The 16,345-nt window shown below is 72.1% G+C and carries 16 protein-coding genes; 7 read left to right on the forward strand and 9 right to left on the reverse strand.

Going from position 1 to position 16,345, the window contains the following annotated elements; genetic code table 11:
* Nucleotides 1-482, forward strand: a 482-nt coding sequence (locus tag ACFOY6_RS08000) for an energy transducer TonB (protein ID WP_379650030.1), incomplete at its 5' end; no start/stop codon positions are given.
* A 12-nt stretch (nucleotides 483-494) separates the two neighbouring features.
* Here ACFOY6_RS08000 and ACFOY6_RS08005 read toward each other — a convergent pair.
* A complete protein-coding gene (locus ACFOY6_RS08005; protein ID WP_379650031.1) occupies nucleotides 495-1,535 on the reverse strand; it encodes an AI-2E family transporter in 1,041 nt (346 codons plus the stop codon).
* Nucleotides 1,536-1,754: 219 nt separating this feature from the next.
* Between ACFOY6_RS08005 and ndk the strand changes: the two genes are divergently transcribed.
* Nucleotides 1,755-2,177: a nucleoside-diphosphate kinase gene (gene ndk, locus ACFOY6_RS08010; RefSeq protein WP_379631144.1), complete on the forward strand. Its 423-nt coding sequence runs from the start codon at nucleotides 1,755-1,757 to the stop codon at nucleotides 2,175-2,177.
* 148 nt (nucleotides 2,178-2,325) lie between these two features.
* On the opposite strand, the gene ACFOY6_RS08015 is transcribed toward ndk, so the two are convergent.
* Nucleotides 2,326-2,484, reverse strand: a complete 159-nt coding sequence (locus ACFOY6_RS08015) for an aa3-type cytochrome c oxidase subunit IV (protein WP_109519021.1) — start codon at nucleotides 2,482-2,484, stop codon at nucleotides 2,326-2,328.
* 153 nt (nucleotides 2,485-2,637) lie between these two features.
* Between ACFOY6_RS08015 and ACFOY6_RS08020 the strand changes: the two genes are divergently transcribed.
* Nucleotides 2,638-3,126 (forward strand): GFA family protein, encoded by a 489-nt coding sequence (locus tag ACFOY6_RS08020; protein WP_379631142.1) that lies wholly within the window; start codon nucleotides 2,638-2,640, stop codon nucleotides 3,124-3,126.
* Between the two features lie 27 nt (nucleotides 3,127-3,153).
* Here ACFOY6_RS08020 and ACFOY6_RS08025 read toward each other — a convergent pair whose 3' ends face one another.
* From ACFOY6_RS08025 to ACFOY6_RS08055, 7 genes are all read right to left on the reverse strand, one after another.
* Nucleotides 3,154-3,966 (reverse strand): transglutaminase-like domain-containing protein, encoded by an 813-nt coding sequence (locus ACFOY6_RS08025; protein ID WP_109519019.1) that lies wholly within the window; start codon nucleotides 3,964-3,966, stop codon nucleotides 3,154-3,156.
* A 261-nt stretch (nucleotides 3,967-4,227) separates the two neighbouring features.
* Nucleotides 4,228-5,154, reverse strand: a complete 927-nt coding sequence (locus ACFOY6_RS08030) for a transglutaminase family protein (RefSeq protein WP_379650034.1) — start codon at nucleotides 5,152-5,154, stop codon at nucleotides 4,228-4,230.
* Between the two features lie 178 nt (nucleotides 5,155-5,332).
* Nucleotides 5,333-6,259: a BKACE family enzyme gene (locus tag ACFOY6_RS08035; RefSeq protein WP_109519017.1), complete on the reverse strand. Its 927-nt coding sequence runs from the start codon at nucleotides 6,257-6,259 to the stop codon at nucleotides 5,333-5,335.
* A gap of 1 nt (nucleotide 6,260) precedes the next feature.
* On the reverse strand, nucleotides 6,261-7,196 hold the full coding sequence (locus tag ACFOY6_RS08040; RefSeq protein WP_379650036.1) for a 3-hydroxyacyl-CoA dehydrogenase: 936 nt from the start codon (nucleotides 7,194-7,196) through the stop codon (nucleotides 6,261-6,263).
* A gap of 175 nt (nucleotides 7,197-7,371) precedes the next feature.
* A complete protein-coding gene (locus tag ACFOY6_RS08045) occupies nucleotides 7,372-9,885 on the reverse strand; it encodes a branched-chain amino acid ABC transporter ATP-binding protein/permease (protein ID WP_379650038.1) in 2,514 nt (837 codons plus the stop codon).
* Between the two features lie 10 nt (nucleotides 9,886-9,895).
* Nucleotides 9,896-10,771 carry a branched-chain amino acid ABC transporter permease gene (locus ACFOY6_RS08050; protein WP_109519016.1) on the reverse strand — a complete coding sequence of 292 codons (876 nt, stop codon included), beginning with the start codon at nucleotides 10,769-10,771 and terminating at the stop codon, nucleotides 9,896-9,898.
* Between the two features lie 83 nt (nucleotides 10,772-10,854).
* Nucleotides 10,855-12,093, reverse strand: a complete 1,239-nt coding sequence (locus tag ACFOY6_RS08055) for an ABC transporter substrate-binding protein (protein WP_379650041.1) — start codon at nucleotides 12,091-12,093, stop codon at nucleotides 10,855-10,857.
* A 140-nt stretch (nucleotides 12,094-12,233) separates the two neighbouring features.
* On the opposite strand from ACFOY6_RS08055, the gene ACFOY6_RS08060 reads away from it, so the two are divergent.
* The 4 genes from ACFOY6_RS08060 to ACFOY6_RS08075 all read left to right on the forward strand — a co-directional run bounded on the left by ACFOY6_RS08060 (nucleotide 12,234) and on the right by ACFOY6_RS08075 (nucleotide 16,282).
* Complete coding sequence (locus ACFOY6_RS08060; RefSeq protein ID WP_379650043.1) at nucleotides 12,234-12,923, forward strand: GntR family transcriptional regulator; 690 nt, start codon at nucleotides 12,234-12,236, stop codon at nucleotides 12,921-12,923.
* Nucleotides 12,924-12,951: 28 nt separating this feature from the next.
* Nucleotides 12,952-13,719: an SDR family oxidoreductase gene (locus tag ACFOY6_RS08065; protein ID WP_379650045.1), complete on the forward strand. Its 768-nt coding sequence runs from the start codon at nucleotides 12,952-12,954 to the stop codon at nucleotides 13,717-13,719.
* Nucleotides 13,720-13,801: 82 nt separating this feature from the next.
* Nucleotides 13,802-15,031, forward strand: coding sequence for a threonine synthase (locus ACFOY6_RS08070; RefSeq protein WP_379650047.1), 1,230 nt, complete (start codon nucleotides 13,802-13,804; stop codon nucleotides 15,029-15,031).
* A 9-nt stretch (nucleotides 15,032-15,040) separates the two neighbouring features.
* The gene (locus tag ACFOY6_RS08075; RefSeq protein WP_379650049.1) at nucleotides 15,041-16,282 is read left to right on the forward strand and encodes a D-amino acid dehydrogenase; all 1,242 of its coding nucleotides are present in this window, start codon (nucleotides 15,041-15,043) and stop codon (nucleotides 16,280-16,282) included.
* The last annotated feature ends 63 nt before the right edge of the window (nucleotides 16,283-16,345 follow it).

Here is a 16,345-nt window from a genome sequence, read left to right on the forward strand (position 1 = left end):
CGCTGGCCGGCACGCTGAGCCTGGGGCCGCAGGCGGCGCGGCCGATCACCCCGGCGCCGCAGGCCCGCCCCGCGCCGGGCCGCCCCGGCCAGCTCGACATGGCGATCGGGCCGGTGCCGCAGCGCTCGCTGGCGCCGGGGCAGCCGGCCTACAGCGGCAGCGCCGCGATGGCGCATGTCAGCGGCGCGCGGCCGGGGCGGAACTGGGGGCGGGCCTTCCAGGCCTGGGTGCAGTCGCGCGGCTTCTACCCGCCGCAGGCCGCCGCCGCCGGCGAGGACGGCCCCGTGGTGCTGCGCGTGACCGTGGCGCGGGACGGGCGGATCGAGGCGGTGCAGATCACCGGCCGCTCCGGCTCCCGCTGGCTGGACGCGGCGGCGCTCTCGCTGTTCCGCGACCAGGTGGGCCCCGCCTTCACGGCGGAGATGGAGGGCGACAGCACCACCCTGACCTTCACGGTGAACTACCGCATCGTCTACCGCTGAGCGCGGCGCGCCTCAGCTCCGCAGGATCACCGGCCGCTGCACCAGCTGCTCCTCCGCCGGCTCGTGCTCCAGGTAGTCCTCGACATAGAGGCGGCGCACCAGCATCAGCAGCAGCGCCGCCATCGGCGTCGCCAGCAGCATGCCGAGGAAGCCGAACATCAGCCCGAAGGCCACCAGGGCGATGATGGTGGCGGCCTCCGGCAGGTCCACGCTGCGCTTCTGCACATAGGGGGTGATCAGGTAGCTCTCGACCGACTGCACCACGAGATAGACGCCGATGACGGAGAACGCGCCGGAGAAGCCCTCGGACAGGCCGAGCAGCACCGCCGGCACCGCCGCCAGCACCGGGCCGAGGGTGGGGATGAAGGCCAGCAGCGCGGCGATGAGGCCCAGCACCAGCGCCAGCGGAATGCCGATCAGCCACAGGCCGAGGCCGGTGAGCATGCCCACCACCGCCATCGAGACCATCTGCGCGCCGAGCCAGCCGCGCAGCGTGGCGGCGGCCTCCTCGCACACCTGCCGCGCGCGCGGGCGCAGCGAGGGCGCCACCAGCGCCTCGATGCCGCGCCGGTAGAGCTTCGGGTCCAGCGCGAAGTAGAGGCCGAGGAAGGCCACCAGCACCACGTTGGCCAGCGCGCCGAAGGTGGTGTTCAGCGCCGAGAAGGCGGTGCTGCTGCCGCCCGCCGGCAGCTCCATGTTGCCGGGCTGCAGGCGCTGCAGGATCTCCTGCCCCCAGCTGTAGCGGGAGAGCAGGTCGGCCAGGCGCCGGGTGGCGGCGGGCACCTGGCGCCACAGCTCGTTGAGCTGCTCGGCGATCGGCTGCGCCGCCAGCATGCCGATGCCGGCGGCGAGCAGCAGCAGCAGCAGCAGGAACAGCCCCACCGCCGCGCCGTGCGGCACCGGCAGCACCCGGCGCAGCAGCCGCGCCCCCGCATGCAGGAAGACGCCGAGCAGCGCCGCGGCGAAGACCAGCAGCGGCACCTCCGGCATCATCCAGAGCAGCAGCAGCAGCGCGCCCGCCAGGATGAGCAGTGAAACGGTCTTGCGCGGCATGCCGGGCCTCCCCCAAGCGCTCCCGCCGGGGAGGCGGGCGGTTAAAGCCCGGGCGCGGCCGGGGTTGCGCCGGGGAGGAGCTGCCGAGGGGCGGCGCCCATGCCCATGCCCATGCCCATGCCGGCGCCCATGCCCGCGCCGGGCCATGGCCCCTTGCGCCGATCGGCCAGCCCGCCTATCCGGCGGCGGCAACCGCCCCCTATCCGTGAGGACATTCCCATGGCCACCGAGCGCACCCTGTCGATCATCAAGCCGGACGCCACCCGCCGCAACCTGACCGGCAAGATCAACGCCAAGTTCGAGGAGAAGGGCCTGCGCATCGTCGCGCAGAAGCGCATCCAGCTCTCCCAGGCGCAGGCCGGCGCCTTCTACGCCGAGCACAAGGCCCGCCCCTTCTACAACGACCTGGTGGCCTTCATGACCTCCGGCCCGGTGGTGGTGCAGGTCCTGGAAGGCGAGAACGCGATCGCCGCCAACCGCGAGATCATGGGCGCGACCAACCCGGCCAACGCCGCCGAGGGCACCATCCGCAAGGAGTTCGCCGAGAGCATCGAGGCGAACAGCGTGCACGGCTCCGACGGCCCCGAGGCCGCTTCCCGCGAGGTCTCCTTCTTCTTCGCCGGCACCGAGATCGTCGGCTGAAGCGGGCGCGGGGGGTTCGCTCCCCCCGCCTCCGGCCCGCCCGGCGGGCGTGACACACGCATGAAAAAAGGCGGGCCGCCGGAGCGGTCCGCCTTTTTTCATCGCTTTCCTCCCGCCGCCGGCCACAGGACGCCGGCGGGGCGGGGCCTCAGCCCCAGAAGACGTAGAGGAAGAGCAGCAGCACGATGACGGCGCCGATGCCCCACTTGGTGGCCTTCGTGAACATGTCCCAGCCATGGGTGCGCTCGGCGAGGATGTCCTCGGACTTCACCTCGACGAAGTCGATCTCGTGATTCACCTCGGCCATGGGGTTCCCTCTGCTGCGCCAGCCTGAGCGCGCAGGAATACGGATCGCGCGCCGCATCGGCAAGAGGCTTGGCGGGGGCACGGTGCCGAGGGCGCCGCTTCCAGGAACCCTCCCCCCCTGGAGGGCGTTGCCCCCGGCAGGAGGACCAAGCCCATGCCGATCACCCTGGAAGGCTCCTGCCGCTGCGGCGCCGTGCGCTTCTCGGTCGCCAGCCACACGCCGCACCCCTACCAGCGCTGCTACTGCAGCATCTGCCGCAAGACGGCGGGGGGCGGGGGCTATGCCATCAACATCATGGGGGTGGCGGAGACGCTGCGGCACAGCGGCCGCACCGCCATCTACCACGCCGAGATCCGCGCCGATGACGGGCATTGCGAGACCAGCAGCGGCGAGCGCCATTTCTGCCCCCGCTGCGCCAGCGCGCTGTGGATGGCCGACCCCTCCTGGCCTGATCTGGTGCACCCCTTCGCCTCGGCCATCGACACGGCGCTGCCCGTGCCGCCCGCGCGCGTCCACCTGATGCTGAAGGACAGGGCCCCCTGGGTGGAGCCGCAGACCGGGCCCGGCGATGCCTGCTTCGACGCCTATCCGGAGGAATCGATCGAGCAGTGGCACCGCCGGCGCGGGCTGTGGGTGGACTGAGCCGCCAGCCCCGGGCGATGGGCAGGCTCAGGCGTTGGGCACCGCCTCCGTCACCACCTCGAACCGCGCCAGGGTGGCGGGGCCGAAATTGGTGGAGAGCGCCACATCCGTCGCGTCCCGGCCCGTGGCCATCAGGATGCGGCCGATGCGCGGGCGGTTGTGCCGGGCATCGAAGGTGTGCCAGCGGCCGCCCAGATAGACCTCGAACCAGGCGCTGAAATCCATCGGGTCCGGCACCGCGGGCACGCCGATGTCGCCGAGATAGCCGGTGCAGTAGCGCGCCGGGATGTTCATGCAGCGGCACAGCGTGATAGCCAGGTGCGCGAAGTCCCGGCAGACGCCGTAGCGGCCGGTGAAGCCGTCATGCGCCGAGCGCGTGGAATCCGCCTTCTGGTAGTCGAAGGTGATGTGGCCGTGCACGAAGTCGCAGATGGCCTGCACCCGCGCCCAGCCCTGCGGCGTGTGGGCGAACTGCGCCCAGGCGAAGTCGGCCAGCCGGTCCGTGTCGCAGTAGCGGCTGCCCAGCAGGTAGACCAGCGCCGCGTCCGGCAGGTCCTGGATCTCGTGCTGCGCGGCCTCGGGCGTCACCGGGTCCGGCAGGCCGCTGTCGCGGATCTCGAAGCGGGTGGAGAGGGTGGTGCGGCCGGCCGGCACCAGGATGCGCGTGCAGGCATTGCCGAAGCCGTCGATGTATTCCCGGGCCTGCACCGGTCGGTCGTAGGAGAGGGTCTGCCCGGTCAGCAGGTCGGCGCGGCGCGAGGGGTGGATGTTCAGCACCAGGAGCATCGGCGTGGGCTGCGGGCACTCATAGGCCAGGGTGAAGCCTGCGCGGATCTTCATCGCGTCTCCGGGGCGCCGCGGGGGGCGCCGGGCTTGAATGTGGGCGGGGCCGTGTCCGACGGAACGCGGCCCCGGCACCGCCGGTTGCTGCGCCGCCGCAATCCCTGTGGCGGGCCGTTGCGCCGGCCCTGCTCATGCTGTTCCTATACGCCGTCCTTGCCAGGCGGCGATACGGGGTTCGCCGCCCGGCGGCCCCGAAGCGGGACCCTCGGATCAGGCGGAACCCCTGGATCGGGCGGGGCCCTCAGCCCGGGCGGGCCCTCAGGAGGCCGCCGGCACCCGGCTGGGGGCCGTGTCCTGGCCGGGCGGCAGGGCTGCCTCCGTGGTGACGTTGACCTGCACGCGCATGCCGAGCCCGTCCTCCGCCGCGCCGTGGTAGCTGCCCTGCAGCGGCACCGCCTGCTCCGGCGTGCGGGTGACGGCGACGCGGATCAGGTCCCGGTTGCCGACGATGCCGTTGGTCGGGTCGAACTCCACCCACCCGGCGCCGGGCAGGTAGACCTGGCACCAGGCATGGGTGGAGCCGCCGCCCAGCGTGGCGGAGCCGTCGCGGTCCGGCACATAGACATAGCCGGTGACGAAGCGGGCGGCGAAGCCCAGGTGGCGCACCGCCTCCATCATCAGCAGCGCGAAGTCGCGGCAGGTGCCGCGGCGCAGGTGCAGCGTCTGCAGCGGCGGCTGGGTGCCGGGCTCGGTGCGGCGGGCGTAGGAGAAGCTCTCGCGGATGGCGTAGCACAGCGTCATCAGCAGGTGGCCCGTCTCGCTGGGCCGGCCGGGGCGGATGAACTGCCGCGCCCAGCGCGCCACCTCGCCGCCCGGATCGGGGTGGTGCGGCGCCATGGTGCGCAGCAGGTCCGGCAGGTCCTCCGCGTCGTAGGCGAAGGGGTAGGTGAGGGCGGCGGTGTCGGTGCGGAAGGCCGGCCCGTGCTGTGGCGTGTGCTCCAGCCGGATGCGCGTGTCGAAGCTCAGGCGCGTGGCGGGCTGGCCGAAGCGCAGCAGCGCCACGCAATTGCCGAACACGTCGTGGATCCAGCGCAGCTCGGCCGGCTCGGGGTCCACCGCCAGCGTGGCCTCCAGCAGGCGCTGGTCGTGGCTGTCGCGCGGGCGGAACATCAGCCGGTGCTCGCCGAAGCGCACCGGCTTTGCATAGCGGTATTCGGTGAGGTGGCGGACGTTGAACAGCGTCATGCCGGGGCGCGCCCCGGGGGGGCGGGCGGCAGGCGGGGAAGGCGCATCGGCTGTGGCTCCGGCTCGTCCCGCCCGGCGGGTGGCGGGGGTGCCGGCCACCGGGAAGCCCTGCCATGGCGCATGGCGGCCCGGCTGGCAAGCGGCACGGGGGGGCGGCGCCCCCCCGCCGCCGGACGCTTCAGAAGGCCACGCGGTCCGGGCCCTTGAGGTCGAGGATCTCGCGAGCCTCGTCCGGCGAGGCGATCTCCAGCCCCAGCCCCTCGACGATCTGCCGCGCCAGCCGCACCTGCTGGGCGTTGCTCTCGGCGAACTTGCCGGGGCCGGCCCACAGGCTGTCCTCCAGGCCGACGCGGATGTTGCCGCCCATCGCCGCCGCCATCGCCGCGATGGGGAGCTGGTTGCGCCCGGCGCCCAGCACCGACCAGCGGTAATTGTCGCCGAACAGCCGGTCGGCCGTGCGCTTCATGTGCATCACGTCCTCCGGGTGGGCGCCGATGCCGCCCTGGAGGCCGAACACCGTCTGGATGAACAGCGGCCCCGTCACGATGCCCTGATCGAAGAAGTACTTCAGGTTGTAGAGATGCGCCGTGTCGTAGCACTCGAACTCGAAGCGCGTGCCGTTCTCGCGGCAGGTGGTCAGGATGTACTCGATATCCGCGAAGCTGTTGCGGAAGATGATGCCCTTGTCGGAGAGGTATTCCTTCTCCCACGGGTGCTTGAACTCCTTGAACCGGTTCAGCATGCCGAACAGGCCGAAATTCATGCTGCCCATGTTCAGGCTGGCCACCTCCGGCTTGAAGGTGGCGGCCGGGCGCACCCGCTCCTCGATGGTCATGGTCGGCGCGCCGCCGGTGGTGATGTTGATCACCGCGTCGCAGCGCTGCTTGATGACCTGGAGGAACGGGGAGAAGCCTTCCGGCGTCTGGTCCGGGCGTCCGTCCACCGGGTTGCGCGCGTGCAGGTGGACGATGGCGGCGCCTGCCTCCGCCGCGCCGATCGCCGCGTCGGCGATCTGCTGGGCGGTGACGGGCAGCGCGGGCGACATGCTCGGCGTGTGGATCGCGCCGGTGACGGCGCAGGTGATGACGACTTTCCGCGTGGCCATGTCAGCCCTCCTCTTGTGTCAGCTTGTGCGCGCGCAGCGCGGCGAGGCGCCGGTCGCGCCAGCGCATCTTCTCCGGCAGGTCGGGCGGCGCCCCCCATTCCTCCAGGATGCGCCCGACGGCCGGCGCCTCATAGACCTCCGGCCGCGCCGGGTCGGCGGCGAGGCGCTTGTAGAAGCCGGTGTAGCGCGCGCAGTAATCGGGGATGCCGCCCGGCGCGTTCAGCTCGATCGTCTCGAACGGCCCCATGAAGGACCAGCGCAGGCCGAGCCCGTCCTTCACCGTGTGGTCGAGATCCTGCGGGCTGACATAGCCCTCCGACACCAGCCGGAACGCCTCGGCCAGCAGCGCGCCCTGCAGGCGGTTGAGGATGAAGCCCTCCACCTCCTTCAGCACGGCGATGGGAACCTGGCCGATGGCGGCATAGATCTCCCGCGCGCGGGCGATGCTCTCGGGCGCCGTCCAGGGCGCGCCGGAGAGCTCCACCAGCGGGATCAGGTGCGGCGGGTTCACCGGATGCGCGATCAGGCAGCGGCCGCGCCCCGGCAGCGCTTCCGTGAACAGCGAGACGCGGATGGCGGAGGAGGAGGAGGCCAGGATGCAGCCGGGCGGCGCCAGCCGGTCCAGCTCGGCGAACAGCTCCTGCTTCACCTCCAGCCGCTCAGGGCCGTTCTCCTGCACCAGCGCGGCGTCCGACACCGCTTCGGCCAGGCTGCCCACCGCCTGGATGCGGCGCGCAGCGCCGGCCGGGTCCTCGCAGAGGCCCTGCTCGGCGAGGTCGGTCAGGCCCTGGGCGCAGAGGCCCTCGGCCTGCGCGGCGATGCCGGGGGCGGGGTCGAACAGCGCCACCTGCCAGCCGGCCCGGGCGAAGATCATCGCCCAGGCGCGGCCGATCAGGCCGGCGCCGACAATGGCGACCTTGGAGGGATGCATGGTCATCGGTTGGTTCCGGTGCGTCGGTCAGGGAAGCTTTGCCGGCTGGGGAAGGCGCTGCCTTCCCCAGACCCCATCCGCCGGGGTGACAGTGTCACCCCGGACCCCGCCATCAGAGAAACTTGCAGAAAAAAGATGAGGGGGTTCGGGGGAGAATTCATTCTCCCCCGTGCTTCGACGCTCACAGCCACAGCACCTTCCGCCGCAGCTCCAGGTCGTCGCGCAGCAGGCGCGAGGCGCCGGCCCATGTCACCGCGCCGCGCTCCAGCGCCACCGTGCCGTCCGACAGCGCCAGCGCCAGGTCGAGGTTGTGGTCGACGATGATGATGGAGATCTCCTGGCGCAGCTTGTCGAAGGCCTCGAACAGCTCCTCCGTCACGGCGGGGGAGAGGCCCTCGAAGGGCTCGTCCAGCAGCAGCAGGCGGGTGTCGCCGGAGAGGGCGCGGGCGACCGCCACCATCTGCTGCTCGCCGCCCGAGAGGGCGTCGGCCGGCGTGCGCCAGCGCTGCTTCAGGCGCGGGAAGAATTCCAGCACCTTCTCCTCCGTCCAGTGGTCGCCGGCGCCGGTGAGGCGCTTGAGGCGGCCGAGCGCCAGGTTCTCCGCCACCGACATGCCGGCGAACAGGCCGCGCCCCTGGGGGACGAAGCCCACGCCGCGCCGGGCGATCTGGTCGGAGGGCAGGCCCGCCACCGGCTCGCCGGCCAGCGTCATGCTGCCGCTGGCGGGGCGCGCGATGCCCATGATGGATTTGAGCAGCGTGGACTTGCCGGCGCCGTTGCGCCCGAGCAGGGCCAGGATCTCGCCCTGCCGCACCTCCAGCGAGACACCCTGCAGGATGTGGCTCTTGCCGTAGAAGGTGTTGATGCCGTCGAGCTTCAGCAGCACCGCGTCGGTCATCGCCGAGGCGCGTTCCTTCGCCGCGATGGCGGTGTTGCCGGAGCCGAGATAGACAGCCTGCACGCGCGGGTCGGTGCGCGCATCCTCCACCGTGCCGTCCACCAGCACCTCGCCGTCGTTCATCACCGTGACGCGGTCGGCCAGGGCGAAGACGCGGTCGATGTCGTGCTCCACCAGCAGCACGGGGATGTCGGTGGAGACGCGCTTGATCAGCTCGCCGACACGGGTGCGTTCCGCCGTCGCCAGCCCCGCCAGCGGCTCATCGAGCAGAAGAATGCGCGGGCGGGTGGCGACGGCCACCGCCATGTCCACCAGCCGCTGCCCGCCATAGGAGAGGGCGCCGGCCTCGGCGCGCTCGATGCCGGCCAGGCCCATCCAGTGCAGCAGCGTGGCGGTGTCGTCCGCCATGTCGTCGTAGGAATGGGCGTCGTGCCACAGGCCGAAGCGCGCGGGGTGGCGCGCCTGGATGGCCAGCCGCAGGTTCTCGGCGATGGAGAGGCCGGGGAAGAGGTTGGTGATCTGGAAGGAACGGCCGATGCCGGCGCGGGTGATGGCCTGCGGGCTGAAGCCCGTGACATCCCGCCCGTCCAGCGTGACGCGCCCGGCATCCGGCGGGAACATGCCGGAGAGCAGGTTGAAGGCCGAGGTCTTGCCGGCGCCGTTGGGGCCGATCAGCGCGTGCAGGGTGCGGTCGCCCACCTGGAAGGAGACGCCGCGCACCGCCTGGATGCGGCCGAACTTCTTCTCCAGCGTCTCCGCCGCCAGCACCGGGCCGCCGGCGGCGGCGCCGGGGCGGATGAAGCGCGTGGGCACCGGCGTCGGCACCGCGGTGCGGCGGGCGGACATCGCCGCGTCCTCCACCACCTTCTTCCGGAAGGGGGCGAGCAGCCTCTGGCCCACGCCCACCAGCCCGTCCGGCGAGAAGACGATGAAGCCGACGAAGAGCAGGCCGAAGATCAGCAGCCAGTTGGCCGTGTAGATCGAGAGGAATTCGCGGAACAGGATGTAGAACAGCGCGCCGAGGGCCGGACCCAGGAAGGAGCGCATGCCGCCGATCACCACCATCGCCAGCAGCTCGCCCGAGAAGGCGATGGCGATGGGCTCGGCCGAGGCGAAGCGGTGGTTGTAGGCGGAGAGCATGCCCGCCAGCGCGGTGACGCTGGCCGAGAGGGTGAAGGCCAGCAGCTTGTAGCGCGTGGTGTCGTAGCCGACGAAGCGGGCGCGCTGCTCGTTCTCGCGGATGGCGACGAGCACGGTGCCGGCCGGTGCGTGGTGGAAGCGCCACAGCGCGAACACCACGGCGAAGCCGATGGTGGCGACCACCGCGTAGTAGGCCGCCGGCTCGTCGAGGAAGGCGTAGCGGGTGATGCCGCCGAAGCCGTCCTCGCCGCCGGTCAGCTCGGTCCAGCGGAAGGCGATGGTGAACAGCATGGCGGTGAGCGCCAGCGTCAGCAGCGAGAAATAGACGCCGCTGCGGCGCAGGATCAGCATGCCGATCAGGGCGGCCAGCGCCGCCACCACCGCCAGCCCGATCAGGGCGGGCAGCACCATGTCGCCGGGGAAGAAGTGGCGCTGCAGGATGCCGGCGGCATAGGCGCCGATGCCGAACCAGGCGCCATGGCCGAAGGAGACCAGGCCGGTGTGGCCGACCAGGATGTTCAGCCCCATCACGGCGATGGCGAAGACCACCACGTCGGTGGCGGATTTCAGGGTCAGGCCCAGCGCCGGCAGCAGCACCGGCAGCAGCAGCAGCGCGGCGAGCGCGATGAGCAGGGGGCGGAGTTCGCGGGTCATCATGGCGTGGCGCTCACTCGAACTTCGCGATGCGTTCGCCGAACAGGCCGCGCGGGCGCAGCAGCAGGACGAGCAGCATGAGGAGATAGACGGAGGCCTCGGTGGCCGGCGGATAGGCATAGGCGGCGATGCCGCGCACCACGCCCACGATCAGCGCCGCGACGACCACGCCCCAGAAGGAGCCGAGCCCGCCGATGACGACGACGACGAAGGCGAAGGTGAGGATCTCGGCCCCCATCGCCGGGTGCACGCCGATGACGGGCGCCAGCATGACGCCGGCCAGTGCCGCGAGCCCCACCGCGATCATCACCACCGCCGACATGTAGGGGCGCAGCGAGATGCCGAGCGCGCCCACCATGTCCGGGTTCTGCACGCCGGCGCGGACGACGCGGCCGAAATGGGTGCGTTGCAGCAGCAGCCACAGCCCCAGCACGCAGAGTGCCGCGACGCCGAGGATCATCAGCCGGTAGCGGGAATAGATGAAATCGCCGATGAACACCTGGCCGCGCAGCGCGAGCGGGATGGAGAAGGGCAGCGGCGGCGCGCCGAACACCATGCGCAGCGTCTGCTCCGCCACCATGGCCAGGCCGAAGGTGAGCAGCAGCGAGAGGATGGGGTCGGCCCGGTAGAAGCGGCGCAGCAGGAAGCGCTCGATGACGAGGCCGAGCAGCGCCACCAGCACGGGCGCCGCCACGAAGGCGCCGCCGAAGCCGATGGTCGGCGCCAGCGCCACGGTGAGGTAGGCGCCGATGGCGTAGAAGGCGCCATGCGCCAGGTTGACGATGCCGCCCAGGCTGAAGATGAGCGACAGGCCGAGCGCGATCAGCAGGTAATAGGCGCCGATCAGCAGCCCGTTGAGGATCTGCTCGATGAGAAAGACGATTTCCAAGGCGGAGGCTCCTGCGCCGATGGGGCGCCCGCGCCGCGCGCCATGCAGGCGTGCGGCGGGGGGTGTTCAGGCCGAGGCCCGCGTCAGGCCGGGAAGGTGCAGCTGTTCTCTTCCGGCGTGGCGCCGATGGCCTCCAGGCTCTCCTCCGGCCCCGGCACGGTGGCGGTGGCGGTGAAGATGTCGTAGCGGTCCTTCTGCTCCGCCGGCGGCAGGGCGGTGATGGCGTACATCTCGGTCATGATCTGGTGGTCGCGGGCGCGGAAATAGCTCTCGCGCGCCTTCAGCACGCCGAACTTGGCGCCGCTCTCCAGGTACTCGACGATGCGCGGGCCGTCGGTGCCCTTGGTCTCGGTCATCGCCTGGGCGACGATCTTGATGGCGTTGTAGTCGCCCCAGGCCTGGTTCTCCGGCGGGCGGCCGAAGCGCTGGCGGAAATCGGCGGTGAATTTCTTGGCTGCCGGATTCTCCAGGCGGTGGTGCCACATGGTCGGCCAGGTGCCGAGGAAGTTGCCCTGGCCGGCGCCCCAGGCCAGCGCCGTGTCGAAGCCGAAGCCCGCCACCGGGAAGCGCAGCCCGAACTCGGAATACTGCTTGAGGAAGTTGGTGATCTGCGCGCCGGCCAGGTTAGCGATGATGACGTCCGGCCGCGCCTGGCGGATCTTGAGCAGGAAGGGGGAGAAGTCGGTCAGGTCGGTCGGGATCAGGTCCTCGTTCGCGACGGTGCCGCCATTCTCGCCCATGAAGCGCTTGGCGACGCGCAGCAGGTCGTGGCCGAAGGCGTAGTCGGCGGTGAGCGCATAGACCTTCTTGCCCTTGATGAGGCCCTGCTGCACCAGCACGCGGCCCACCGCCTTCACGTACATCGAGTTCTGGCCCTCGATGTGGAACATGAACTTGCGGCAGTCGCTGCCGCGCAGCGCGTCGGAATTGGCGCCGGTGTTGATGAACAGCGCCTTCTCGCGCTGCACCACCTGGCCGATGGCCAGCGCCGAGGCGGAGTTGATCTCGCCCACGATGCAGCTGACCTTGTCGCGCTGGATGTAGCGCTCCGCCTTGGCGCTCGCCGTCTGCGGGTTGACGCTGTCCTCGAAGGTGATCTCCAGCTTGCGGCCGAGGATGCCGCCCGCGGCGTTGATCTCGTCCATGGCGAGCTGGCCGGCCTGCACGGCGAACTCGCCGAGCGGCCCGAGGAAGCCGGTGCGCGGCGTCAGGTGGCCGATGCGGATGACATCGGACTGCGCGTAGGAGATGGCGGGGGCGGCGAGCAGCGTGGCGGCGCCAAGCAGCGCGCCCCGCCGCGTGATGCGGGGAAGCTCGGTCATTCTCGTGTTCCTCTACCCTTGTTCAGCGGGCCTCGTTCAGCGGGGCGTTTTTCCGCCCCTGCCGCGATCCGATCCCTTGTCGTGATCTGTGATCACAGGCAGGGTTGCGTATCCGCACCGGATTGTCCAGAGGGGAATGCGTGAACCACGCCATCGCCAGCCTGCCGCTGCTGGAGCGCCGCACCCTCTCGGAGGCAGCCTACGCGCATCTGCGGGACCTGCTGGCCTCGGGGCGTGTGGCGCCGGGGGAGAAGCTCTCGCTGCGCGACCTCTCCGAGGCGCTCGGCGTCTCCGTCATGCCGGTGCGGGAGGCGGTGAGCCGGCTGATCGCCGACCATGCGCTGGAGGTGGCGCCGAACCGCGCCGTGCGCGTGCCGGTGATGACCCGCGCGCAGTTCCGCGAGCTGGCCGAGACGCGCGCGGGCATTGAGGGCTGGGCGGCGGCGCGGGCGGCGATGGCGCGCGGCCCGGCGCAGCTGCGCGCCATCGCCAGCGCCGAGGCCGCCACGCGCGAGGGCAGCGGCACCGCCGCCCTGGGCGACGCCGTGGCGCTGAACCGCGACTTCCACTTCGCGATCTACGCCGCCGCCGGGCTGCCGACGCTGCTCGACGTGATCGGCGCGCTCTGGCTGAAGGCGGGGCCGGTGATCAACCTCGACCTGCGCCACTCGCGCGACCGGCTGACGGCGGGGCACGCGCTGCGCTGCCACGGCGCCGCGCTGCGCGCCATCCGCGCGCGGGACGCGGAAGCGGCGCGCGCCGCCATCGCCGAGGACATCACGCGGGCGGCGGATTTCATCATCGACAAGGGCGGGCTTCCCGAAGCCTGAGGCACCGCCCGGAACAGGGGGATACGACATGGATCTCGGATTGCAGGGCGCGCGGGTGCTGGTGACGGCGGGGGCGGCCGGCATCGGCCGCGGCATCGTCGAGGCCTTCGTGGAGGAGGGGGCGCGGGTCTTCACCTGCGACCTCGACGAGGCCGGCCTGGCCACCCTGCCGGCGGGCGTCGGCCACCGCCGCGCCGACGTGGCGGACCGCGCCGATGTCGCCGCGCTGTTCGACGCCGCGCTGGCGGAGCTGGGCGGGCTCGACATCCTGGTGAACAACGCGGGCATCGCCGGCCCCACGGGCCGGCTCGACGAGATCAACCCGGAGGACTGGGACCGCTGCGTGGAGGTGTGCCTCTCCAGCCAGTTCAACTGCGCGCGGCTGGCCATCCCGCATCTGCGGCGCTCGTCCAACGCCAGCATCGTCAACCTCTCCTCGGCGGCGGGGAAGCACGGCTTCGCGCTGCGGGCGCCCTATGCGGCGGCCAAGTGGGGCGTCATCGGCCTGACCAAGTCGCTGGCGATCGAGCTGGGGGATGACGGCATCCGGGTGAACGCCATCCTCCCCGGGCTGGTGGCCGGCGACCGGCAGCGCCGCGTGCTGGAGGCCAAGGCGCAGCAGAAGGGTATTCCTTTCAGCGAGATGGAGGCGCTGGCCTTCTCCTTCACCTCCATCAAGGAATACGTCACGGCGCGGCAGCTGGCGGACCAGGTGATGTTCCTGTGCAGCCCGCGCGGCCGCACCATCTCCGGCCAGGCCATCAGCGTGGATGGCGACACGCGCATGCTCTCCTGACCCGCCGCCCGCCCCGCCGCCGCTTGGCGCCGGGGCGGGCTTTCCGCAGAGTGGCCGCCGAGGAAGCTCCGGGAGGCGTGCCATGTACCTGCGCTGCATCGAATGCGGCCACACCCACCCGCCCACGCTGCGCTATGCCTGCGCGGCCTGCGGCGGCATCCTGCGGGTGAAGGGCGAGAGCGGGCTGGCCCCGCCCCCCGGCCTGCCGCCCGGCATGTGGCGCCACGCCGCCCGCCTCGGCGTCACCGACCCCGGCGCCATCGTCTCGCTGGGGGAGGGGGAGACGCCGCTGCTGCGCGCCCCGCATCTGGAGGCGGCGATCCCCGGCTTCCGCGGCGAGCTGTGGCTGAAGGACGAGACCCGCAACCCCTCCGGCTCCTTCAAGGACCGCGCCATCAGCGCCGGCATCAGCAAGGCGATCGAGCTGGGCGCGCGGGGGGTGGTCTGCGCCTCCTCCGGCAATGCCGGGGCGTCGGTCGCGGCCTATGCGGCGCGGGCGGGGCTGGGGGCCATCATTATCGTGCCCGCCCACACGCCGGACGGCAAGGTGACACAGATCGCGGCGCATGGCGCGGTGCTGCTGAAGGTGCCGGGGCACTACAGCCGCTCCTACGACCTCGCCGCCGCGCTGGCCGAGCGCCACGGCTACGCCAACCTCACCACCACCTTCATCAATCCCTGGGCGGTGGACGGGCTGAAGCTGGTGGGGCCCGAGATCCGCGCCCAGCTCGGCGGCCGGGTGCCGGACCTCGTGCTGGTGCCCACCGGCAGCGGGCCGCTGGTGGAGGGGGTGGCGCGCGGCTTCGCGGCCGAGGGCTTCGCCGGGGCGGCGGGGCCGCGCCTCGTCGCCGTGCAGGCGGAAGGCTGCGCGCCCATCGTGCGGGCCTTCGAGGCGGGGGCGGAGCGGGTGGAGGCCTGGGGGATGCCCGACACCATCGCCTCCGGCATCAGCGACCCGCTGATCGGCTATGAGCGGGACGGCACCCACACGCTGCGCCTGGTGCGCCAGAGCCGCGGCACGGCGGTGGCGGTGAGCGACGACGCCCTGCGCGGGGCCATGCGCCTGCTCGCCCGCCGCGCCGGGCTCTATGCCGAGCCGACGGGGGCCAGCCCCATCGCCGCCCTGCCGGCGCTGCTGGCGCGCGGGCTGGTGCCGGAGGGGGCGGTGGTGGTCTGCCTGATCACCGGGCACGGCTTCAAGGACGGGCGGGCCTACCAGGAGATGCCGGCGCGCATCCACCCCGTGCCGGAGCCGGGCGACCTTGCCGCCGTGGCCCGCCTCTGTGAGTCTGCGCTGGCGGAGAAGGATTGAGGCAGGGATATGCGCATCATCGTCCTGGGCGCCGGGGTCATCGGCGTCAGCAGCGCCTACTGGCTGCTGCGCGCCGGCCATCAGGTGAGCGTGGTGGAACGGCGCGAGGCCGCCGGGCTGGAAACCAGCTGGGGCAATGGCGCCATCATCCATGTGAGTTCAGTGCAGCCCTGGGCGGCGCCGGGCATGCCGCTCAAGGTGCTGAAATGGCTGGGACAGGAGGACGCGCCTTTCCTGCTGCGCCCCTCCGCCCTGCCGCGCATGTGGCGCTGGGGCCTGGGCTTCCTCGCCGCCTCCCGCACCGCCGTGCACAATGCGGGGGCGCTGGCCAATCTGGAGCTGGCGCTGCACTCGGCGCGCTGCATGGCCGAGATCCGCGCCGAAACGGGCGTGGAATACGACTATGCCGGCGGCTGCGTGCTCAAGACCTTCGGCACCGCCGCCGAGTGGGAGGCCGCCGCCCGGGCGCATGAGGCGCTGGCGCCGCACGGGCTGGTGACGGAGCGGCTGGACCGCGCCGCCTGCATCGCCCGCGAGCCGGCGCTGGCCCCGGTGGCCGAGAAGGTGGCGGGTGGGCTGCACTTCCCGCAGGACGAGGTGGGGGATTGCAGCAAGTTCAGCCAGGGCCTGGCCGCCTGGTGCGCCGCGCGCGGGGTGGAGTTCCACTACGGCACCACGGTGGAGAAGCTGGTGCAGCGTGGCGGGCGGGTGGCGGCGGTGGCCACCTCCGCCGGCGAGATGGCGTGCGACGCGGTGGTGGTGGCGCTCGGGCCGCACTCGGCCACGCTGCTGCGGCCGCTCGGCATCCATGTGCCGATCCACCCGGTGAAGGGGCTTTCCGTCACCCTGCCGCGCGCCGTCTGGCCGGAGGGGCCGCGCAACGCCATCCTCGACGATGGCCGGAAATTCGCCCTCACCCCGCTCGGCGACCGCTACCGCATCGTCGGATCGGCCGAGGTGGCGGATTTCGACACCACCCCCTCGCCGGCGCGCATCGGCGCGCTGATGCGCGGCGTGACGCAGCTCTTCCCCGCCTTCGAGGGGGCCGACTCGGCGCCGGGCGCCATACGCTGGGCCGGGCTGCGGCCGATGGTGCCGGATGGCCTGCCGCGCATCGGCCCCACGCGGCTGGGCGGGCTCTACCTGAATGCCGGCCACGGCCATACGGGCTGGACCATGGGGGCGGGCTCCGGCCAGCGCATCGCCGAGATCATCGACGGCCGCCGCAATTCACTCGCTGCGGTGGCGTGACAAGCGGCGCGTTTCTTGCTGACCTTCTCCCCGGACATGCCACCCAAGGCATGCGAGGGAGAG

Origin of the sequence: Teichococcus aestuarii, from assembly GCF_042651065.1 — a bacterium.
GTDB lineage: Bacteria > Pseudomonadota > Alphaproteobacteria > Acetobacterales > Acetobacteraceae > Pseudoroseomonas > Pseudoroseomonas aestuarii.